Here is a 19,460-nt window from a genome sequence, read left to right as displayed (position 1 = left end):
TCGAGCCCTCGATCAGTTCATGGGCTTGAGACGGACCGACGACCAGGTATCCGAGAGCGAGATGTTGCCGTTGAGCGTCCAGCCGGACTCCTCGGCGCGCTTCCAGATGCTGTCGCGGTTGATGTCGGCCTTGTTGCCCTTGGGGTAGCCGATCCACACGGCCTTCGGGGCCGTGAGCTTGGGCAACACGTCATTCAAGAGCGAGTCGAGCTCGTCGCGGCTGTGGGCGAACATCACCGCGACGCCGCCGGTGTCGCGGTCGACCCCATCGACGACGGTGACGTCCTCGGGGAGGGGGTCGAGCAGCCCTCGCTGCTCTGGTGAGGACTGCCCGAGCAGCAGCTCGGTGCCGGGCTTAATCTGGAGCTTCTCCGCGATCGTGCGTGCCATAGTGGGCCTTCCTTGTTCGTGGCCGTTCGCTGACATGCGTCAGCCGTGGTTGGTTGGGGCCGGGTGAATCGGGGGCGGATCAGTGCAGGTGCTGGAGCAGTTCGCTGAGGCGACGCAGGACGTGGCTGCGCCACCCACCGTTCATGAACTTCCGGGCGAGCTGCTGCGTGGGGTCGTCGAGGTCGAAGCCGGCGTGCTCCAGGAACAGGCGGGTGCCCTTCCCTTCGGGCTGCAGCATCCAGGTGACGGTGGTGGCCATCGAGTCGGGCTGCTCGGCGTCAGCCCAGCTGATCCGGAGCATCTTCTGGGGCAGCAAGTCAAGCACCTCACACACGATCCGACCGGAGAACCCGGTCTGCGCGACCGGGCGTGCCCAGAAGGTGAACCGGTGACCCACGACGGGTTCGAAGTCGTTGGGCATCAGCCACTGCGCCATCAACTCCGGCGTCGTCAGGGCCCGCCAGAGCTTCGAGGGCGGGTGCGGGAAGTACTGGTCGACCTCGATCCGGGTCAGGTCTTCATGCGTGGTCATCGTCGTCCATTTCGTCGAGCACACCGCCCAGGGCGGTCATCCGGTAGCGCCAGAAGCGCTCGTAGGGTGTGAGCCAGTCGATCAGCTCGGCCATCGGCTCTCCCGTGACGCGGTAGAAGCGGTGCCGGCCTTCCTGGCGCTCCTCCACGAGTCCGGACTCGCGCAACGCGCGGAGGTGTTCGGAGACGCTGGGACGAGCCATGTCGAACTTCCCGGCAAGTTCCCCGGCGGTGTGCTCACCGCCGAGGAGCGCGTCAAGGATGTCGCGACGAGTGGGATTGGCGAGCGCGCCGAACACCTCGTCCAGCGGACCGCTCTTGAGACGGCGTGGCAAGCTGGACGACCTCAGCCCTGCAGGATGTAGCCGTTGCCGTCCGGGTCCGAGAAGGTGGCCTGCCGGGCCCACGGCATCTCGTTCGGTCCGTCGACGACCACGCCGGCCTCCTGCAGGCGTGCGACGTCGGCGTCGAGGTCCGAGCTGCCGAACAGAATGCCCTGCCCGCCGCCGGCGCTCATCCCGGGAAACGGCTTGTGCAGCACCAGTGTGGTGCCGCTCGGGGCACCGACCTCGAGCCAGCGGTTCTCGCCGAACGTCTGGTCGGTCCTCACCTCGAGCCCGAGCGCGTCGACGTAGAAGTCGCGGGCACGGTCCTGGTCGGAGACGAACACGGTCACGGTCTTCACGGTGTTGATAGCCATGCCCCCACCTTACGTAGGAAAAAACCTACGCGTCAAGACCGTGCTGCGGCCCGTTGGACTTCCTGGTCGACCCCAGCCGCCAGTGGTGTCACCGCTCATCGACATCCATCTTGTCCCCGCCAGGCATGGTGTTGAACGAGACCGACAAGCGGTGTCAGGTGAGCTCGACAGAATCATCCGGCCAAGCATTCTTAGGTACTACCTCCCATCTGTCGTCACTCACGAAGACAACGGAGCCCCTCCGAAGGTCGGCCAGTTATCCCAGCGAGAATCTGGCAGTGCCACCGTTTGAAGTGCGGCCCAGGAACGCGTCGCCCCCATCTAGCACCTCGAGCACCTTAATCAGATGCCCGTCCCAACGCCCCTCGACGTTGCCCGCCTCGCTCACTTGCGCACTTCCCTCACGGGGCTTGACATCTCGAGCTCTCGCCAGTCGGGGACGAGGGCGGTCATCATGGCGGTGAACGCCTTGCCGTGGGAGCGGTAGCGCAGGTGGAGCAGTTCGTGGACCACGACGTAGTCCTGGAACTCCTCGGGCATGTCGACGAGATCGCCGGCCAGGGTGACAACGCCGTCAGGTGCACAGGAACCCCACTTCGTTTCCAGCTCAGCGATCACGATGCGGGTGGGATTCACGCGGATCTTGGTCGCCCAGGCCATCGCCCTGCGGGTGAGCATCTGATCCGCAGTCAGGATCATCTTGGGCCGCGCCATCAGACCTTCTCCAGCACGTTCATGACGTTCTCGATGATCTCGTTGCATGCTTTCGCGGGAACCTTGTTGTCCAGCAGGGGCTTGTAGAGGCCGCTGCGGAGGCGGCGACGCTCGTCCAGATTCTGCTTCCAGTGCGGGAACTGATCGACGGCGACCTCGATGGTCGACGCGATCCACTGGATGTCTACCTTCGAGCCCTCCAGCGCGGGCTCCTTGCTGAGTGCCGCATAGATGCCGAAGGCACGATCCGACAGCCCGGCCTTCTTTGCGAACTCACGCAGCCGGTCCTTCTCCTCGGCAATTGCCTTCAGTTCGTCGAGGGCGGCGAGCCCGTTGACCTTCCGCTCTTCGAGGTTTTCGATGACGCGATCCGCCTTCTCCTTGATGCTCTGGAGCACGACAGCAGCGGCGGGATTTTCCTCGATCTCCTGCCGCAGGCCGCGCAGGAGGTTGTAGACCTTTTCCTCCGGCGGTCCGTCGTCCTTGCCGATGGCTTCCAGTGTCTCGACGTCGAAGGTGGCAACTTTGCTGAATCGGCCGAGACCTTCCTGGGTCGCGCTCTCCTCGATCAACCGTTTGGTCTTGTGCTCCAGGTCGGCGGTAAAGCTACCCACGTCGGAGTATGCATTTCGAACAGCGGCGTACAGCACGGAGAGCCGCTTGTATGTCGTGATGTGGTCGCGCAACTCTGCTGACGGCGAGAGGATCTCCCACAGAGACTCGATGTCGCGGTAGGCGTCGAAGAACTCCTTGCGAGCGTCCTCGGTCAGGAACTTGCCGTAAACGAGGCTCTCCAACTGCTCGTCGGCTCCCTGACCGCTTTCGACCTGGAGGTACTCGGTCGATGCCGCGTCGATCTTGTCGAGCAGATCGGCCAGCAGCACGTCGAGGTCTTCCAGCGCGCCCTCGACGTCGGCTGAGTCGAAGCGCAACGCCTTATGTAACTCTTTGAGGATGCCGACGAAGTCCACCACCAGGCCGACTTTCTTCTGGACTCCCTCGCTGTCGACGTAGGGGCGGTTCACGCGGGCGAGCGCCTGGAGCAGCACGTGGTCGCGCATCGGCTTGTCGAGGTACATCGCGGACAGCACCGGCGCGTCATATCCGGTCAGCAGTTTGTCGGTGACAATCAGGATTTTTGGCTGCTGGTCAGCCTTTTTGAACTGGCGGCGCACCTCCTTCTCCCGGTCATCCGAGAGCTGGAGATCGTGGACATCCGGCCGCTCGACGACGTCGTTAGCGTTCTTGCTGTAGACGACCTCGGACCATTCAACCGGCAGCAGCTCGTCTAGCGCGCGCTTATACTTGGCGCATGTTTCCCGGTCGACGGCAACGAGAAACGCCTTGTAGCCCAACGGGTCGATGTTCTCCTTGAAGTGGTTGGCGACGAACTCGGCCACCTGCTTCACACGGCTGTCTGCACCAAGGAAGGTACGCAGGCCAACAGCCCGCTGGAGTATCTTGTTGAGCTCCTCAACGTCAGTGATGTCCTCGTCATTGGCGAGGGCGTAGAACTGTTCGTCGAGGTCCTCAGGCTCCATGGACATCGTCGACGGAGCAAGCAGGTACTTGATCGGCAACGTCGTCTCGTCGTCGATGGACTCGATGATCGAGTACTTGTGCAGGTAGCCCTTCTCGTCCTGGGCGCCGAAGATCTGGAACGATCCCGACCCGCCGCCTTGCGTGCCCCCGACCGGAGTTCCGGTGAAGCCGATGATGGTGGAGTTCGGCACGGCCGCCATCAGGTAGGACCCGAGGTCGGCAGCGACCGATCGGTGAGCCTCGTCGATGAAGACGAAGATGTTGTCCCGGTCAGAGCTGTCCTTCCGGATCGTCTCGAACTTGTGGATCATCGAGACCACGAGTCCGCGAAAGTCTGAGTCAAAGATGTTCTGCAGGTCGTCCCTGCTGTTGGCCCGCCGGACGGGGATGTCGTTGGCCTGCATCTCACCAAGGAGTCTGTCGACCCACTCCTTGAGCTGGCCCTCTAGCTCAGTGCGGTCGACGACAAGGATGACGGTCGCCTTCTTGAAGCGGTCCTTCTGGCTCAGGATCAGCTGGGCGGCAGTAAGCAAGGTGAACGTCTTGCCCGAGCCCTGGGTGTGCCAGATCAGCCCACGGTTTTTCGTTGAGTCGGCGCAGCGCTCGACTACGGCGTCTACAGCCCCGCGCTGGTGCTCGCGGAGGACAGACTTCCGGGTCTCGCCGTCCTCAACGTAGAAGAGCACCCACTCGCGAAGCGTTCGCAGGAATTCACGCGGCTCGAAGAACGCCTGAACCGCGTCGCGGTAGAACTCGTCACTCGTGTGCTTCCACTTGAAGAGCATGCGGCGATTGACGTTCCAGGTGACGCCATACCAGTAGTCGATGAGGTGCGTCTCGTTGTGCAGTTGCGCCTGGGTGACGAGCTCGGGCGTCTCCTTCTCGTAGCGACGGAGCTGGGTGACTGCCTTAGTCAGGGCGTCACGATCCTTCGGGTTCTTGTGTTCGACGATGGTCACCGGGATGCCGTTGACGACGAACATGACATCGGCGCGGTTGCCCTTGGCGCGTGCCGGCGGCTCGATCTTCCACTCCCAGGTGACTTGCAGCGCGTTCTGGTCCGGGACGGCATAGTCGACGACCTGAACGGGGCGCTGTCGCTGCTCGTTCTCGTCGTTCCACTGGCGCTCGCCACGCAACCATCGGAGCACCTCCCGGTTGCCCTCGATCGTCGCCGGGAGCGCCTCGATACTCTCGACGATGGCACGTGCCTGATCCTCGGTCAGCCACGCGTTGAACCCTCGCAGCTTGTCCTCGATCACCTCGGGAAACAGCATGTTCGCCCGGCCGCGCCGCATTCCCTCGGCCTCTTCTGGCGTGAGCTGCTCCCATCCGACCGCCGAAGCATGCTTCACCATCGGGAACTGCACCGACTTGGCCTCTGAGATCTTGATCTGAGTCATGCAGCGCTCCCCTCGAGCTTCGGCAGCGCACTCAGGTCGAGGTCGTCAACGGATACCTCGCCCGTCATCAGCTTGTGCAACAGTGACTTGAAGAGCTGGTCCAGCACCTCGCGCTTGCGACACAGCAGGTCGATCTTGCGATCGAGAGCATCGAGAACGTCGACGATCTCCTTCTGCTCGTCGACTCCCGGCCAGCTGATGGTCTCGGCATGCAGGAAGTTGCGGTTCAGCGCGGGGTTTGCCGCACCAGAGTCAAGGCGCTTCAAGTCGAGGATTTGCACCCGATAGAAGACAAACTTTGGCAGATTGCCGTGGAAGTCTCGGCACCAGAGTGTCGTGTCGTGCGGCCAGAAGTCGGACGCGACGTAATAGGTGCTGCCGATCGAACCCTTCCTTCCAAGGACCACGCCGGGGCCTTCAACCGCGGCCGTGTCGTGGTAACTCCTGACTCCTCCAGACGAAACCACGGGGACAGTTCCGGTCACGACTTGCGTGCTCTTCGTGATGTCGAACCCTCTCTGAAACTCAGCGAGGTCTCGGAGCGCGCCGACCCTCCAACTCGACGGGACCGGGCCGATCTCGGTTTCCTTCTGCTCGTCCCCTCTCAGCCCCCGCGAGAACAACGGCCGCATCGATGAGTGCTTCAAGCCCGAAGCCGACTCGATTGCCGCTGCTGTCGCCATCCGTAGGCGGTACAGGCTCCACAGGAGTCCGGCGATCGACTCCTGCTGGTGGGCATCCCAATCAAGGACCTCGAAGTTGCGGATATGCGCCCACGATGTTCGCGGGTGCTGTGCACCCGTCACACCCTGAATGGCGAAGTCGATGAACGCAGGCGAGTGAACGACACAGACCAGATACTCTGGCCTGACCTCAGGCTTTGGGCGCAGTACCAGCAACTCGGTTGTGGCGATGCCGTGGCGGTCTGCCAGGACTGCCTTGTCGAGATACGGCCGCAGCTTCCCGTAGAGCACGTCTCCGGGCTCGAAGACCGCCTTCTGACTCCCCACCTCGTCAGCACCACCAAACCCAGCGGGGAGGAGGCGCCCAGACTCCAGATGTTCGAGACCCAGGTACGGCGCATCGCGCATGTCGGCAGGCTTGACCTGAACACTCACGAGATCGCACAGCTTGTCCAGTTGGATCGTCTGAGTGCTCATGCGAGTTTCCTTAGGCTTGCAAATGCCCGTTGGAGTTGCGCCTCATGGCCCGCCTCCTCGGCGAGGCACTTCTCCAACTCGCTCAGCAGAACCCCCACATCGCCCGTGTCGTCAGACCCAACCGGAACTACCCACCTGCTCGGACTGAGGTTGTAGTCCGCCTCTGCAACCTGCGAGATCTCGATGACCGCGACCTCGCCATCGACAGGCTCGCTCGCGTTGAAGAGCCTCGCGAGATTGGCAACGGCCTCGTCAGCGAGGTGATTCTTGGGCCTGCCCTTGGTGAAGCGCTTGCTGGCGTTGACGAGCGTGATCTTGCCCTTCTTGGACTCGGGCTTGCGCTTGTTGAGCACCACGATTACGCCTGCGGCGGTGGTGTTGTAGAAGAGGTTGTCGGGCATGAGGATGACGCCCTCAATCAGGTCCCGGTCGACGAACCACTTGCGAATGTTGCGTTCCTTGTCCTCGTTCTTCGAGCCGGAGCCGCGAGTGACAGCGCCGGTGTCGAGAACCACGGCGGCACGGCCGCCGTCCTTGAGGACCGAGAGCGTGTGCTGAAGCCAAGCCCAGTCACCCTTGCCCGAAGTCGCTCCTCCGTTCTTGATGAAGCGGTCGTAGGGGTCGTCCTCGAAGATGCTGGCGCCAAAGGGCTGGTTCCACATCGGATTAGCGACGACGAGGTCGAACTGGTCGAGTGAGCCGGAGGGCGTACGGAACTTCGGGTTGATCATGGTGTCGCCCCGCCGGAGGTCGACGTCCATGTCGTGGATGATCGCGTTCATCCGTGCGACCGCATAGCTCTCGGCCTGGAGTTCCTGCCCGTATAGTTTCAGCGGCACCTTCGCGGTCGGATCAAGCTCGCTGGCAACAAGCTGGAGCTTGATGAGGAGCCCGGCCGATCCGCAGGCGTAGTCGTGGCAGGTCTGGCCGGGCTTCGGGCGCAAGATCCGGGCCATGAGGAAGCCGACCTCGGTCGGCGTGAAGAACTCGCCGGCGCTCTGGCCGGAGCCCTCGGCGAACTTGCGGAGGAGGTACTCGTAGGCACGACCGAGGAAGTCGGGCTGCACATCAGCGAGGCCGAGTCGGTAGCGCGGATCCGAGAAGGTCTCAACTACACCGTTGAGCTTGGCGGGGTTGATGTCTCGCTCGCTGTTGCGCTCGGCCGCGAAGTCGACGACGTCGATAACGCCTGCCAGCGTCGGGTTGAAGCGGACGACCGCACGTACCGCCTTGGTCAGGTGCTCTCCGATGTCGCGGGGGCGGGTCGTACGACCGCGCTCGTCGTTCGGCCAGTCGTACTGGGTGCGACCACTTATGACTGCCCACCGAGACTCGGGTGGGAGATAGAAGCGGAGGAGAACATGGTCGTTGTCGGCGATCTCAACGGCGACCTCGCGATCGCCGTACTCCTCGGCGAGGCGGTCGATTTCGTCGTCGAAGACATCCGATAGGCGCTTCAAGAACAACAGCGGGAGCAGGTAGTCCTTGAACTTCGGCGCATCCTTCTCGCCACGAATCGAGCAGGCCGCGTCCCACAGCATCTGCTCCATCGGCTTGGTGGTCGGCGTCGCCGGCTTGGCCTGGCGGCCGCGACGCCGGGCCACAACCGCGCCGCCCGTGACTGGGGCATCACCGACGTCGACGCCGGCCTCTTCGGCCAGCGCAGTGATCCTCGCCAGTTGGGCCCGCTGCGGCTTGTTGGCTCCGCCCTCCCACCTGTTGACCGTGGCGAACGAAACCCCGATCCGCGCAGCCAGCTCGGCTTGCGTCAGATCAAGCGAGGCGCGAATAGCCCGCAGGAGGGCCGGAGCGGCCGATAAGTCTGTCATGTATGTTATCTTTGCATAGTGATATGACATTCACAAGCGGACCGCCGTGATCGAGAGAAAGGAGGGTCTGTATAAGAGGGCTTCTCGACGACGACCGTCTCGACGGACCGCACGAGGGTCCAGGTCTCCTTTCGACCAAAGCTCTCACTCCAATGCTGCATTCCCGCAGCCTCCGCATTCATCTCGTGGTCGCCGGTTCGGCGCTGGTTGTCGGGTGCGCGTCAATCGTTGGCGCCGGCTCTGCCGCCGCCGGGACCTCCCAGAATGGGTACCCTTCTCCTGGCGAGGCACGAGGGGTCGGATGAGTGAGGCTCGATTCGATGCCGGAGTCGCGCACCTGCACCGCTACGTCGCCGCGTATGGCACCAGCAACCCGCGTCAACGCGACACCATCGACGGGTTCCCGATTGGCCGGTGGGTCGATAGCCGGCGCACCGAGTACCGCCGGGGCCGGTTGTCGGCCGAGCGGATCCGGACTCTCCGCGTTTCTGCAGGTAAGATGGGGTTTTGGCGGCCATCAAAATTGATTGAAGAAACTTTCAGGGATTTCCGGTCGGCCGACACTTAAGAGGGTGTACACCCCGAAGGGCTTCGGGGTGCCCACCCTCAAGCAGCCCGGAGACTAGCCATGGATCGAGCCCGGCCCACCAGCCGCGCAGCCGATGCTGGCATGCACTTAGAACCGGCAGACGCAGGCGAAGTCTCATTATGGCTCTCCGATGCTGAGTTCGATCGCCCCACCAGCGACCTCATCGAGCGTCTCGGCGGCGACGAGGAACTGCTTCTCGCCTTACAACTCAGTGGCTTCGCCGACCGAGACTGGAATCCGGTCGCTGAGGAGCTTGCCCGCTATGGGCTGGCGGTGATCACCAGTTGGATACACAAAAGAACTATCTTTTCCAAGGTCAAACGGCGGACCGGATATGGCCTACCCACCCTCGTGGACTGGCCCGGCGATCAACACACAGTCGTCGAGCTTGCCGACGACGTAGTCATCGAAGCCCTCAGCTACTTCAAGAACAACGTGCTCATCGCCGGCAAGTGGGACCCCACCAAAGGAGCCAGCCTGCGCACCTACTTCATCGGGCAGTGCCTGTTCCGATTCCCTAACTGCTACCGGCGTCTCTTCGACGCCGAACTCCTCCGCCGCACCAACGAGATCATCGCCGACGACGACTCAATAGCACTCGTCGCCCGCACCCTTCACGGCATAGAAGACGCAGTCATCACCAGCGACGCCGTCCGCCACGCCCTTCGATCGATCACCACACCCAGAGCGCGAAGCGCCCTGGTCATGCACGCACAGGGATACCCCTACCAGGAAATTGCTGACTACCTGGGAATCGCCGGGGGCGCCAAAGCCATCGAAAACATGATCACCTACCAGAAGAAGAGAGCGAGACGCTCATCATGAGCACACCTGCAGACCGCCGTCACATGATTCAACAACTAATCGAGAACTCGTCACTCGGTACCGCATCCGCACGCGCAGCCCGGCGCAGTGTGCCCGCGCAACGCGGCCGCGCCGTGGCCCAACAAGCCGCCCGACGAAATGCTGACACCACCAGGTCCAACCAGCAGCCATGACACTCGAAGCCACCACACAACAACATTCAGGGGGGCTGGTGCACGAGTAGGTGACATCTGATCTGGCTTGCCCTGCCGGGCGGCCTGGAAGGATGCCAGCTGTGCCCAAGCCCTATCCCCAGGAGTTCCGCGACGACGTTGTCCGCGTCGCCCAGAACCGTGAAGACGGTGTGACTCTCGAACAGATCGCTGCCGACTTCGGTATCCACCCGATGACCCTGAACAAGTGGATCCGCAAGGCCGACGTGGAGGCCGGGATCAAGCCCGGCACCACGTCGGCCGAATCGCGTGAGCTGCGCGAGGCCAAGCGGCGTGTGCGCCTGCTTGAACAGGAGAACGAGGTCTTACGCCGGGCGGCGGCGTACCTGTCCCAAGCGAATCTGCCGGGAAAAGGTGGTACCCGCTCGTGAGTGAGCTGGCCGCTGACGGCATCCCCGTCACGGTGGCGTGTCGGGTACTCAAGATCGCTCGCCAGCCCTACTACCGGTGGCGCAAGAACCCGATCACCGACGCCGAGCTCGCCGAGGCGTACCGGGCCAACGCCCTGTTCGACGCCCACCGCGAAGACCCGGAGTTCGGCTACCGCTACCTCGCCGACGAGGCCGAAGCCGCAGGCGAGAAGATGTGCCGGCGGACGGCGTGGCGGATCTGCTCCGCCGGCGGCTGGACCAGCACCATCAGCAAGAGAGGCCGCGGCAAGCACCGCAAGGCCGGCCCGCCTGTACACGACGATCTCGTCAAGAGAGACTTCACCGCGCCCGGCCCCAACGAGCTGTGGCTGACCGACATCACCGAGCACTGGACGGCCGAGGGCAAGCTGTACCTGTGCGCGATCAAGGACGTCTACTCGGGCCGGATCGTCGGGTACTCGATCGACTCGAGAATGAAGTCCCGCCTGGCCGTGGCCGCCCTGAACAGCGCTGTCGCCAGGCGAGGGGACGTGGCCGGCTGCGTTCTGCACAGCGATAGAGGGTCTCAATTTCGTTCGAAGAAGATGCAGAAGGCCATCACCCGGCACGGCATGCTCGGGTCGATGGGCAGGGTCGGTGCGTGTGGTGACAACGCGGCGATGGAGAGCTTCTTCTCGCTGCTACAGAACAACGTCCTCGACCGTCGATCCTGGGCCACCAGAGACGAGCTCCGGGCCGCCATCGTGCACTGGATCGAACGGACCTACCACCGCCGCAGACGACAGGACCGCCTCGGCAGATTGACCCCCATTGAATTCGAGACCATCATCAACCACGAGGCCCCTCAGGCCGCGTGACTAACCCTGTCACCTATCCGTGCACCAGGCCCAGGGGTTTCCCGCCAGCCGTCACTTAGTAGTAGATGACCCGCTCAACAAGGAGAGGGCCACCAACAAGGAGGAACCATGGCAAAGGGCCACGCACGCAGCGCCATTACTGGCCGCTACGTCACCCGCGGCACCGCGGCACGACACCCGCGCACCACGGTGACGGAGACCGGACGCAACCGCAGCTCCGGGACCAGCCATCGCAGCGCCATCACTGGCCGCTACGTCACTAAAGCCACTACGACGCGGCACCCCAACACAACGGTCACCGAGAACGGCTGACCATTTACAGGGAGGGGTGGTGCGGTGGGGAAGCTGTCCACCGCCCCTCCCATCTGCAACAGCACGCAAGGAGAACACAATGACTTTCGACCACATCAGAGCAACCGTCCGCCCCTGGAGCGAGCGTCCTACCCAACTGCGCAGCGCACCCCCTGGCTGCGCAATCCTCGTCTGCAATAGCGCTGGCACCACACACGAACTGTTCGTCAACGACGAGATCTCCTGCGACCACCGTCATTTGACCCATGACGCAAATGCCCTGATCGACACGTACGACCAAGGCCGACGTGACGACGGCTGGGGCGCACTCAACAGCGGCGCCCACTACACGATCATCCTTACCCGCCAGGCGGCAACGCAGCTTGGTACCACGTACGCAGAGATCGACAGCTAGACCATCGGCCACAAGGCCTGCCCGGCAGCACTCGATCGTCGTGATCTCGCTCGGGTCGGCGCGGCGAGTGGGTTGAGTCATCCGTGGCCAACGCCCCCCGAACGACCCAGAGTTGCCGATAGGCAAGCCTCTCGACTGTAGAAATGTCATAATATCTAGTATCGGAAATCGTAATCATCAGGGGGGCAGGGCAGTACATGGCCGAACGTCATAACCGACGCTGTTCCAGCGGTCGTGACATGGTCACATCTCCTTACCGAGACGGTTCGCGTCTGTGTTCGCGCACCGTCGGGCCCAGCGTCGTCCTCACTGGTCCAGAAGCTGGTGAAAACGTCCCGACGGCGACGACGGCGGAGTAGCGACGCCGAGTGGGGCCACGCCTGCACTTTGTAGCGACTGGGTCGTCCGCAGCAGCTGACCAGGGGGAGGGTGAGAGGGGGTGAGGGGCCTGGTGACCGCTTCAAATACCGGTGGAGTGGAAGAGTGTTAGGCGACTTCGGGGTCAGTGGTGAGGCGGTCGGTGCTCAGTTGCTGTAGCCGCTGCCAGGTGCTGTCGTCGACGGCGGTGGGGCGCGCTTGGGTCAGAGCGTGCGTAGGCGCAGGAAGTACGTCCGATCTGAGACGCCGAATGTGGTCCAGATGTCGTCGGGGTCGCCGCCGTGGGGTGCCCATCGCAGTGCGAACGCGAGCATTGCTTGTCGCTCACGGGTCCAATCGACTCGTTCGGGCATGTCGTCAGTGTCGACGGGAATGCCCGGCGCGGCGTGGTTTTCCGTCAGCGATCGTGTGAACAGTGCGTGACACCCCACCAGGGCGACGCGAAGCAGGCGAGGCGTGCCTGCTGCTGTAGGCAATGTCCGATGAGCGCCAGATTCGGGTGTCGTCGACGGTGGGCGAAGGCATCATGGTTCGGGTGCGGGAGTCACCCGTCCGGTCCGTTGAGCGGTTTGGGCCGTCAGGGATAGATCTCCTTGCAGGAGGCGCTGGTATGAGAGCGGGCGAGACCCCGCCCCGTCGTGGAGATGTGCTTGGCGGTAGCTGGCCGAGGGCGTGTGAACTTGTATGTTCATGGATCTGCGCTAGTATGTGTTCATACATCAGGAGGCGGAATGATCCGAACGCTGCGCCCAGTGAGCGACCCGCTGGGGTCGTATCTTCGTGTGGGTCGAAACGACCACTCCTTTCTGGCTCAGATGCTGGTCGATGGGCGCAATACTGGGACCGGTCTGATCGCTGATCCTGCCTGTCACGAGCGGCACAAGGACTTGTGGGTTGAGGCGCGGCAACGCGGAGTGGAGACGGTGCTGGATCCTCGTTCCCTCGACCTTTCAACGCCGGGAGGAATGCTCCGGGGTGGTGTTCATGACCTGCCTTGGGGTTCGAATGCGCCACACGTTCCGGACAATCTTTACGGTCAGGCCGGAGCTGATCTATGCGCTCAGCTCGTCGACATGGTTGACGAGGCGGGCCATTCCGCAGTGCTAGCCCCAACGCACTTCCTCGCGACTGCAGATGATCCGTGGCTAGAAATCGACGCGGACCTTACTACCGGGTTGCGTTCCTCGCTGGACCGCAATGGCCTAACGGACGTACCGATCTACTATCCGTTAATCGCAAGAAGCAACAACTTCTACGACGCAGATTGGCGGCAGCAGATCCAGGAGCATCTTCGACCCCTGCCCATCGATGCGCTGTGGCTCCGAATTCACCCGTTTGGCACATCGACATCGGGTCCCCTTGCGTTGAAGCGTTACCTGGCTGCATGCCGCCATATGCACGAGCTTGGTCGCCCGCTGGTGGGTGAGCATACTGGCGCTGTTGGCGTAGGCCTGATGGCATTTGGCGCACTTGGCGGCATCGAATCTGGCGTGACAGTGAACGAGACAACAGATTTGTCCCGGTGGCTGCGCAAGCCGAAGAAGTCCGGCGGAGGCGGGGGTGAAGCGCGCATCTACTTACATCAGCTTGGCGCTTTTTTGGAGCTGAGCAAAGCGCAGACGCTGCTCAACCGGCCAGGAATGAAAGCGGCGCACGCATGCCTTGACACGTCTTGCTGCCGACGCGGGTGGAAGGACACCCCCGGCAGGTACCGGGAACACTTTGTCACCCAGCGTGCGCAGGAAGTTGCATCTCTGTCCAACACCCCAGACACACTCCGCGCAGGTTCGTACCTTGAAGGGTTTCTTCGACCGGCTTCGGACAAAGCTATTCGTGCTTCGGAGGCAGAGCCTGCGCTGTCCGTAGTCCGCCGGCGCCTCGACAGCTGGCGAGGAACTTTCGGGGCCGATCTGACTGACAACCCGGCTCACAGTTTCAGCCCTCCCGCGGCCGGCAAGCGAGTGCGGAGGTCCGCATGAGTGGAACTACACAAATAGTCAGTACACAGGAGGAGCAATGACGGGCGCGATCGCCCAGCGCTTGGACTCGATCAAGAGCCATGGCGGAGTCCGGTCACGAGAAATCGCGGAGCTACTCGCCACAACGCCGCAGACTGTATCGAGATGGCAGCAGGGGCGGGTCGATCCCCAACCCGCCAAGCTGCACCAGCTTCTCGCGTTGGAATGGCTCATCAATCAGCTTGCCGAGTTCTACGAACCGGAGGACGCCCGGTTATGGCTATACAGCCCCCACAAGCTGCTGTCTGGAAAGCGCCCAGCCGAGAAGATCGCCGACGGCGATATCGACGCCGTTCTAGCTCTGATTGATCAGCTCCGTGACGGCGCGTACATCTGACTGATGGCGATCCACGATCCCAGCCTTCTCGATGCAATCGAACAGCTCGGCTCTGAGTCACTGGTAAATGTGACGCTGTGGCGGCACATGTTTAATGACAACCCTCCGGAGCTATCAAATACACGAGGGGCACGATGGAACCCGCCCGGCCTAGCCGCGATATACACTTCGAGTGAGCGGGGCACTGCGGTCGCAGAGGGGCAGCACGCTATCGACTCGCAGCCGCTGCGTCCCAAGGCTCGACGGTTCGTCTATAAGCTTCGGGCGAGTGCATCGAAAGCCCTTCGGATAACGGCCGCAGACTTTGATTCCCTTGGCTTATCGCCAGGCGATATCGAAGACCCAAACTTCACGAAGTGTCAACGAATCGGTGAGCACGCAGCGTTTCTGGGATTCGACGCCCTAATCGTTCCGAGTGCGCGATCTGACGGGACCAATGTGGTCATCTTTATCAACGAACTCGGAGCCGACGCCGCCCTCGAACGAGCAGCACTCCCAGAAGAGATCACATAATTGTCACTCCGCGCGGCTCGGCACGAGACGCCATAAGAGCGAAGCCGCATTCTTGGCCGGCTTACGAGAGGCGCCTCCTTCCTGCGGTTGCTACTTTCAATGGTCGACGACGCGGGTTAGGCGGGGGTACCCGCCTGCTAAAACGGCCCGTATACAGCCATTAGCTCGGGGCAATGCAGATCGAGCTGCTGGGCGTACCCGATATTTGTCGCCGGATAGCCGGGACAAGGGACGGAGTGGTCGCGCCCTTAAATTGCCAGGCTCAGAGTTGTATCGGTGCTCGAAATCGTTAGTTTGCTACCGTAGTTTCATGTACTTTGTCGGCGAGGGTGTACCTATTTAGGCGCAGGCGCGTTTGTGTCTGCAACACGCACTTGCAATTTTATTACGGCCACGATCGACGACGTGACGCATATACAGATTGTCAGTTCAGTAGTGCCCCATAGAGTGGTGTAACTCGGTGGCCGAGATCGTCTGCGATTCCGTGTTGTGTACGGATGTAGAGCGGCCACCGTGTGATCCTTCGAGTCAACCTTCTACCGAATCCTCGAACGGAGTCATCACGATGACCGCACCCCATATTGTCGACCCTGCAGGCCTGCTTAGCCAAGCCCTGACCGACGCGTCACCGGATCTGATGCGCGAGCTGCTGCAGACCATGATCAACGCCCTGCTGTCCGCGGACGCCGACGCCGTGTGCGGCGCCGAGTGGAACGCCCGCTCGTCAGAGCGCACCAACTACCGCAACGGTTATCGCCACCGGCCCCTGGATACCCGGGTCGGCACCGTCGACGTCGCCATCCCCAAGCTCCGCTCGGGCTCCTACTTTCCCGAGTGGCTGCTCGAGCGTCGCAAGCGGGCCGAATCCGCGCTGATCACCGTCGTGGCGGACTGCTACCTGGCCGGGGTCTCCACCCGCCGGATGGACAAGCTGGTCAAAACTCTCGGCATCGACTCGCTGTCCAAGTCCCAGGTCTCCCGCATGGCCGAAGACCTCGATGAGCAGGTCGCGGCGTTCCGGCACCGGCGCCTGGACGAGGCCGGACCGTTCACGTTCGTCACCGCCGATGCGCTGACGATCAAGGTCCGGGAGAACAAGCAGGTCGTCAAAGCCTCGGTGCTGCTGGCCACCGGGGTCAACGGTGACGGCCACCGCGAGGTCCTGGGCATGCAAGTCGCCACCAGCGAGACGAAGGCCTCGTGGAACACCTTCTTCGCCGACCTGGTGGCCCGTGGCCTGGGCGGAGTCCGGCTGGTGACCTCCGATGCCCACGCCGGGCTGATCGAGGCGATCGCGGCGAACCTGCCCGGGGCCGCCTGGCAGCGCTGTCGCACCCACTACGCCGCAAACCTCATGGCCGCGTGCCCCAAGTCGATGTGGCCGGCCGTGAAGGCGATGCTGCATAGCGTCTACGACCAGCCCACCGCCGAGGCTGTCAATGCCCAGTTCGACCGGCTCTTGGACTACACCGAAGGCAGACTGCCCGAGGTTGCTGACCACCTCGGCGATGCCCGCGAGGACCTGCTGGCGTTTATCGCGTTCCCCGACGATGTGTGGCGGCAGATCTGGTCCAACAACCCCACCGAGCGGCTCAACCGGGAGATCCGACGCCGCACCGACGTGGTCGGGATCTTCCCGAACCGGGATGCCATCGTTCGCCTCATCGGCGCCGTCCTGGCCGAGCAGACCGACGAATGGGCCGAAGGCCGCCGCTACCTCGGTCTCGAAGTCCTCAGCCGCTGCCGACTCACCCTGACCACCGACCCCGCCACCAGCTCGCCGACGGAGGTGAGCACCGATGACCTGATGCAACTACCCGCCTGACCACCCACGAAGGATCACCATTCAGTTGCACCACTTCCAGGGGCTTGACCGTCAGTTCTTGGCACCACTCTAGCGTTTGGTACGGTTGCGTATTGCGAGTACCGCCAGAGCGAGAAGTATGGGGCCTAAGATTCGGATGGAGAGGTCGATGAACACGCCGATGCCGACGAGAGTTGCCCCTGCTGCTCCGGCTGGTCGAAAGAGCGCGACTGCTTCCTGTGCGGCGAAAGCTAGAGGCCAGAGATGACTGTCGGGATCAATCAATGGGGGAGTGGAAGAATCATTCTTGCGGACCAATTCCCAACCAAACGGCGGTTTCTCACCACGAATAAAGCAAAGAGCGGCGAGACCGATAATGGCGGCGAGACTGGCAACCGCCCGCCAGGCGCGTAACCCGTACCCCGATACTACTCGGTAAGTAGCTAGTATCCATCGCTCCACGGAAAGCAGCCCAGCGGCTTGACGACGCATCTCCATCTCGCCGTAGTAAAAGTCGGCAGCCCCCGGTTCATCTTTGGCATCTTCGAGTGCTTTTCGGAGAGATCGATAGATGGCCGACACCTCTCGTGCCGACAGCGGATCTGAGTCCTCACCCTCTCGCTCGCGACTGTCCCTGATGGCGGTGCTATCTCGTCTGAGCTCATCGTTGATTACACGGCGGTCGGTTCGCCACCAGTGTCTACCGCAAGTCTGCTGCGGGCGTTTGTCCTTCTCACGGTCCCCGCGGCTGCTCGACATAATGTTGTCGCCGGTGATAGTCAAAGCATCAAGTCCGTAGGCCGCAGCGAATGTGCAACTCGTTAGGTCCATTCCTGAGATGGTTACCCCAGTCACTTGCGCTCGCTGCAACGATCTTATGCTTGAGCGCTGGCCTGCCGGTAAGGCCTCGGTCAGCGCGATATCTAGCCGTAGCAGGGCGAGGACGTAATCGGCCCACTGTGCAGCGGACAGTTGCCGCCTTGCGGGCCTCGGGTACAGAACGTTTAGGCGGCTGCCTGCGAGCGGTGGGACGCGCACCCAAGTTCTGTGGTTCTCAGGCTCCGTTGAGGGATGGTCTGCCAAAGCTTCGCTGATCAACGACCCCGGTGCCAGTTCCGCATCCGGCAGATCGACTACTGCGCCGGAAACTACGAGATGCAGCCGACTCGTCGCCCTCAACCAGTCCGCCGACACCTTCCCCGTGGTTATGTCTAACCGTGCTGGTGCGTCAAACACCGCGCGATCAAGCCGGACCCTCGTAGTCGCCAGACCGGTCGATCGGATAGTCGGCGACGACCACTGAGTCTGCGACCAGTCCAGTAGTCGAAACCGAGCGTTCTCGAACTGGGCGTTGTTAGAGAACGTCGCACCGCGGAACTCGGCTGAGCCGGTGACGATTGCCTCGGCGAACTTTGCGTCGCCGGTGAATATAGCCGCCCCGAATCGGGCGTCGCCGGTGAAGATAGCCGCTCCGAATTGGGCGTCGCTAGTGAAGGTCGCGCCGCCGAAGTCTGCGTGGCGGATGAAATTCACCTCACCGAAGTTGGCGTGGCGGGTGAATGTAGCCTCCCGAAACCAGGCGTCGCCAATAAAGATCGTCCTGTCGAAAGAGGCGGTGTCGGTGAACCTCGCACGGGTAAATAAGGTATCGCCGGTGCATGTTAGCCGTTCGAACGAGGCCCGGCGGCCGAAGGTTGCCTGCTGAAATCGGGCATCGCCGGTAAAGGTCGCTCCGTCGAACCGCGCGTCATCGGTGAACGTGGTCTCCTGAAACTGGGCTTTGCCAGTGAGGGTCGCTTCGTCGAACCGGGCATGGCCCATGAAGGTCGCCTTGTCGAACCGGGCATCGCCGGTGAAGGTAACTTCGTCAAACCAAGCTTTGCCGACAAAGGCGGTACCCTCGAACCTTGAATCTCCGCCGGCGAAGGTCGCCCCGGCGAATTTTGTGTCGCCGTTTAGCACCGAGCCTGTGATGCTGAGGCAGATGCGTTCACCCTGCAGGTCGAGATTGCCGTCGACCCTGGCTCCGCTCAGGTTCACTGCCGCTTCGCGTTCCAATAAAGTGTGCTCTAGAAAGGCGGCGCGCACCACCCTATCGTCACCCCATCCTGCGGCGTCGAGAGCTGACGGATGGTGATTGCGCTCGTTTTGAGGGCGTAGGTTGCAGGCCTGACCGGCGCTGATCGCGCACAAGAGGGCGCGCTCGCCGCTAGAGGTGGGCTCCATTTCATTTGTAACTCTATTACAACGGACGTCGAGCGAGCAGCCCACACGGGGAGTCGAGTTAGCGGATCTAGGCTGGGGTCTAGGGGTTGCAGGGTGCCGAGGCGACGGGCTGGATCTGGGTTGTCGATGTTGTCCGCAGGCTTCCATTCGAGCACAGCTGCCACCAGCTGGAGGTGGACAACGACCGCGAGGTGCTCGGCCGCGAGGGTTGCCAACCGTATGCAGCGCCAGGGTGTTCTGCGTCGCAGATGCTATGCATAGTGAGGTGGGCCCTTCGTAGTGGTCCAGTTGTTGTGCGACTCTGTTGCCCGAGTGTTTGGGCAGGAAGAATCGACGACGACATGGCAGGTAGCAA

Annotated in this window: 19 protein-coding genes; 9 read left to right on the top strand and 10 right to left on the bottom strand. The window is 62.5% G+C overall.

Features of this window, described 5'->3' with window-relative positions; all coding sequences use genetic code 11:
* Positions 1–12: 12 nt before the first annotated feature.
* The 8 genes from ACIGKQ_RS06870 to ACIGKQ_RS06835 form a co-directional block, all read right to left on the bottom strand.
* A complete protein-coding gene (locus ACIGKQ_RS06870) occupies positions 13–390 on the bottom strand; it encodes a hypothetical protein (protein WP_396572890.1) in 378 nt (125 codons plus the stop codon).
* A 79-nt stretch (positions 391–469) separates the two neighbouring features.
* A complete protein-coding gene (locus ACIGKQ_RS06865; protein ID WP_075862396.1) occupies positions 470–922 on the bottom strand; it encodes an SRPBCC domain-containing protein in 453 nt (150 codons plus the stop codon).
* Positions 909–1,256: an ArsR/SmtB family transcription factor gene (locus ACIGKQ_RS06860; RefSeq protein ID WP_396572888.1), complete on the bottom strand. Its 348-nt coding sequence runs from the start codon at positions 1,254–1,256 to the stop codon at positions 909–911. Before ACIGKQ_RS06860 ends, ACIGKQ_RS06865 begins: the two co-directional genes overlap by 14 nt.
* Positions 1,257–1,267: 11 nt before the next feature.
* Positions 1,268–1,621, bottom strand: a complete 354-nt coding sequence (locus ACIGKQ_RS06855; protein ID WP_075862395.1) for a VOC family protein — start codon at positions 1,619–1,621, stop codon at positions 1,268–1,270.
* Between the two features lie 384 nt (positions 1,622–2,005).
* Positions 2,006–2,335, bottom strand: a complete 330-nt coding sequence (locus ACIGKQ_RS06850; RefSeq protein ID WP_075862394.1) for a M48 family metallopeptidase — start codon at positions 2,333–2,335, stop codon at positions 2,006–2,008.
* A complete protein-coding gene (locus ACIGKQ_RS06845; RefSeq protein ID WP_075862393.1) occupies positions 2,335–5,280 on the bottom strand; it encodes a type I restriction endonuclease subunit R in 2,946 nt (981 codons plus the stop codon). The genes ACIGKQ_RS06850 and ACIGKQ_RS06845 overlap by 1 nt, the downstream gene beginning before the upstream one ends.
* Positions 5,277–6,440, bottom strand: a complete 1,164-nt coding sequence (locus ACIGKQ_RS06840) for a restriction endonuclease subunit S (RefSeq protein WP_075862392.1) — start codon at positions 6,438–6,440, stop codon at positions 5,277–5,279. The genes ACIGKQ_RS06845 and ACIGKQ_RS06840 overlap by 4 nt, the downstream gene beginning before the upstream one ends.
* Complete coding sequence (locus ACIGKQ_RS06835; RefSeq protein WP_075862391.1) at positions 6,437–8,269, bottom strand: N-6 DNA methylase; 1,833 nt, start codon at positions 8,267–8,269, stop codon at positions 6,437–6,439. The genes ACIGKQ_RS06840 and ACIGKQ_RS06835 overlap by 4 nt, the downstream gene beginning before the upstream one ends.
* Before the next feature lie 301 nt (positions 8,270–8,570).
* Here ACIGKQ_RS06835 and ACIGKQ_RS06830 point away from each other — a divergent pair, with 301 nt between their 5' ends.
* The 5 genes from ACIGKQ_RS06830 (at position 8,571) to ACIGKQ_RS06810 (ending at position 11,829) form a co-directional block, all read left to right on the top strand.
* Entirely contained in the window at positions 8,571–8,837 is a 267-nt protein-coding gene (locus ACIGKQ_RS06830) for a helicase associated domain-containing protein (protein ID WP_084813117.1), read from the top strand.
* Between the two features lie 60 nt (positions 8,838–8,897).
* A complete protein-coding gene (locus ACIGKQ_RS06825; RefSeq protein WP_396572885.1) occupies positions 8,898–9,683 on the top strand; it encodes an RNA polymerase sigma factor in 786 nt (261 codons plus the stop codon).
* 274 nt (positions 9,684–9,957) lie between these two features.
* A protein-coding gene (locus ACIGKQ_RS06820; RefSeq protein ID WP_085948641.1) for an IS3 family transposase occupies positions 9,958–11,123 on the top strand; the annotation gives its coding sequence in 2 pieces (ribosomal slippage) (positions 9,958–10,242 and positions 10,245–11,123; 1,164 coding nt in all).
* A gap of 108 nt (positions 11,124–11,231) precedes the next feature.
* Positions 11,232–11,435 carry a hypothetical protein gene (locus ACIGKQ_RS06815; protein ID WP_075862389.1) on the top strand — a complete coding sequence of 68 codons (204 nt, stop codon included), beginning with the start codon at positions 11,232–11,234 and terminating at the stop codon, positions 11,433–11,435.
* A 79-nt stretch (positions 11,436–11,514) separates the two neighbouring features.
* A complete protein-coding gene (locus ACIGKQ_RS06810; protein ID WP_139319378.1) occupies positions 11,515–11,829 on the top strand; it encodes a hypothetical protein in 315 nt (104 codons plus the stop codon).
* A gap of 581 nt (positions 11,830–12,410) precedes the next feature.
* Here the strand turns inward: ACIGKQ_RS06810 and ACIGKQ_RS06805 are convergent.
* The gene (locus tag ACIGKQ_RS06805) at positions 12,411–12,560 is read right to left on the bottom strand and encodes a hypothetical protein (protein WP_158037433.1); all 150 of its coding nucleotides are present in this window, start codon (positions 12,558–12,560) and stop codon (positions 12,411–12,413) included.
* Positions 12,561–12,959: 399 nt separating this feature from the next.
* On the opposite strand from ACIGKQ_RS06805, the gene ACIGKQ_RS06800 reads away from it, so the two are divergent.
* The 4 genes from ACIGKQ_RS06800 (at position 12,960) to ACIGKQ_RS06785 (ending at position 16,900) form a co-directional block, all read left to right on the top strand.
* Positions 12,960–14,186, top strand: a complete 1,227-nt coding sequence (locus ACIGKQ_RS06800) for a hypothetical protein (RefSeq protein WP_396572884.1) — start codon at positions 12,960–12,962, stop codon at positions 14,184–14,186.
* Positions 14,187–14,223: 37 nt separating this feature from the next.
* Entirely contained in the window at positions 14,224–14,562 is a 339-nt protein-coding gene (locus tag ACIGKQ_RS06795; RefSeq protein ID WP_075862388.1) for an antitoxin Xre/MbcA/ParS toxin-binding domain-containing protein, read from the top strand.
* 3 nt (positions 14,563–14,565) lie between these two features.
* Positions 14,566–15,075, top strand: coding sequence for an RES family NAD+ phosphorylase (locus ACIGKQ_RS06790; RefSeq protein WP_075862387.1), 510 nt, complete (start codon positions 14,566–14,568; stop codon positions 15,073–15,075).
* A gap of 565 nt (positions 15,076–15,640) precedes the next feature.
* Entirely contained in the window at positions 15,641–16,900 is a 1,260-nt protein-coding gene (locus ACIGKQ_RS06785; protein ID WP_096905832.1) for an IS256 family transposase, read from the top strand.
* Positions 16,901–16,969: 69 nt separating this feature from the next.
* Here the strand turns inward: ACIGKQ_RS06785 and ACIGKQ_RS06780 are convergent, their stop codons facing one another.
* Positions 16,970–19,105, bottom strand: coding sequence for a pentapeptide repeat-containing protein (locus ACIGKQ_RS06780; RefSeq protein ID WP_158037573.1), 2,136 nt, complete (start codon positions 19,103–19,105; stop codon positions 16,970–16,972).
* Between the last annotated feature and the right edge of the window lie 355 nt (positions 19,106–19,460).

The sequence above is a fragment of the Gordonia sp. NPDC062954 genome (assembly GCF_044543825.1).
Lineage (GTDB): Bacteria > Actinomycetota > Actinomycetes > Mycobacteriales > Mycobacteriaceae > Gordonia > Gordonia tangerina.
Note: the sequence above shows the minus strand (reverse complement) of the source record. Positions and strands in the feature narration are given on the sequence as shown.

What these genes read in the sequence shown, in the direction of transcription:
- ACIGKQ_RS06795 (WP_075862388.1), top strand. Translation starts at nt 14,224, where the DNA reads ATGACGGGCGCGATCGCCCAGCGCTTGGACTCGATCAAGAGCCATGGC.
- ACIGKQ_RS06840 (WP_075862392.1), bottom strand. Translation starts at nt 6,440, where the DNA reads ATGAGCACTCAGACGATCCAACTGGACAAGCTGTGCGATCTCGTGAGT.
- ACIGKQ_RS06855 (WP_075862395.1), bottom strand. Translation starts at nt 1,621, where the DNA reads ATGGCTATCAACACCGTGAAGACCGTGACCGTGTTCGTCTCCGACCAG.
- ACIGKQ_RS06845 (WP_075862393.1), bottom strand. Translation starts at nt 5,280, where the DNA reads ATGACTCAGATCAAGATCTCAGAGGCCAAGTCGGTGCAGTTCCCGATG.
- ACIGKQ_RS06835 (WP_075862391.1), bottom strand. Translation starts at nt 8,269, where the DNA reads ATGACAGACTTATCGGCCGCTCCGGCCCTCCTGCGGGCTATTCGCGCC.
- ACIGKQ_RS06825 (WP_396572885.1), top strand. Translation starts at nt 8,898, where the DNA reads ATGGATCGAGCCCGGCCCACCAGCCGCGCAGCCGATGCTGGCATGCAC.
- ACIGKQ_RS06850 (WP_075862394.1), bottom strand. Translation starts at nt 2,335, where the DNA reads ATGGCGCGGCCCAAGATGATCCTGACTGCGGATCAGATGCTCACCCGC.
- ACIGKQ_RS06815 (WP_075862389.1), top strand. Translation starts at nt 11,232, where the DNA reads ATGGCAAAGGGCCACGCACGCAGCGCCATTACTGGCCGCTACGTCACC.
- ACIGKQ_RS06785 (WP_096905832.1), top strand. Translation starts at nt 15,641, where the DNA reads ATGACCGCACCCCATATTGTCGACCCTGCAGGCCTGCTTAGCCAAGCC.
- ACIGKQ_RS06780 (WP_158037573.1), bottom strand. Translation starts at nt 19,105, where the DNA reads ATGGAGCCCACCTCTAGCGGCGAGCGCGCCCTCTTGTGCGCGATCAGC.
- ACIGKQ_RS06810 (WP_139319378.1), top strand. Translation starts at nt 11,515, where the DNA reads ATGACTTTCGACCACATCAGAGCAACCGTCCGCCCCTGGAGCGAGCGT.
- ACIGKQ_RS06870 (WP_396572890.1), bottom strand. Translation starts at nt 390, where the DNA reads ATGGCACGCACGATCGCGGAGAAGCTCCAGATTAAGCCCGGCACCGAG.
- ACIGKQ_RS06790 (WP_075862387.1), top strand. Translation starts at nt 14,566, where the DNA reads ATGGCGATCCACGATCCCAGCCTTCTCGATGCAATCGAACAGCTCGGC.
- ACIGKQ_RS06865 (WP_075862396.1), bottom strand. Translation starts at nt 922, where the DNA reads ATGACCACGCATGAAGACCTGACCCGGATCGAGGTCGACCAGTACTTC.
- ACIGKQ_RS06830 (WP_084813117.1), top strand. Translation starts at nt 8,571, where the DNA reads ATGAGTGAGGCTCGATTCGATGCCGGAGTCGCGCACCTGCACCGCTAC.
- ACIGKQ_RS06805 (WP_158037433.1), bottom strand. Translation starts at nt 12,560, where the DNA reads ATGCCCGAACGAGTCGATTGGACCCGTGAGCGACAAGCAATGCTCGCG.